This is a genomic window from Salinicola sp. MH3R3-1 (genome assembly GCF_001937155.1).
Taxonomy (GTDB): domain Bacteria; phylum Pseudomonadota; class Gammaproteobacteria; order Pseudomonadales; family Halomonadaceae; genus Salinicola; species Salinicola halophyticus.
Genome location: NZ_MSDP01000098.1, coordinates 1 through 565, shown reverse-complemented (window position 1 = coordinate 565; position 565 = coordinate 1). Strand labels below are relative to the sequence as shown.

Genomic DNA, 565 nt, shown 5'->3' with positions numbered 1-565 from the left:
AGCGAACCCAAGACCGTCACCATCACCGTGACCGGCACCAACGACGCGCCGGTGGCCGTCGCCGATACCGGCAGCACGGGCGAGAACGCTACTCTCAATATCGCCGCGGCCCAGGGCGTGTTGGCCAACGACAGCGATGTCGATGTCGGCACGCTGAGCGTCAGTGCGGTCAACGGCGTAACAGGTAGCGTGGGGCAGGCCATCACCGGCTCCAATGGCGGCACCTTCGCGCTGAACGCGGATGGCTCCTACAGCTTCAATCCGGGCACGGCGTTCGATCGCCTGGCCGCGGGTCAGACCGACAAGACGCAGATCAACTACACCGTCAGCGACGGCCAGGGCGGCACCGCCACCTCGACGCTGACCGTAACGGTGACCGGCACTAACGACGTTCCAGTGGCCGTCGCCGATACCCAGACCACCGGCGAGAACAGCGCTCTCAGCGGGCAGGTGCCCGCAGCGACCGATATCGATGGCACCATCGCCGGTTACGACCTGGCGACGGATGTCGGCACCGGCAACGGCAGCCTCAGCTTTAATAGCGACGGCAGCTACAACGTCACGC

The 565-nt window shown here is 65.8% G+C and carries 1 protein-coding gene; it reads left to right on the top strand.

What is annotated here, in order from left to right; genetic code table 11:
* Positions 1 to 565: Ig-like domain-containing protein (locus tag BTW08_RS18530; protein ID WP_168170690.1), on the top strand; the 565-nt coding region annotated here is incomplete at both ends.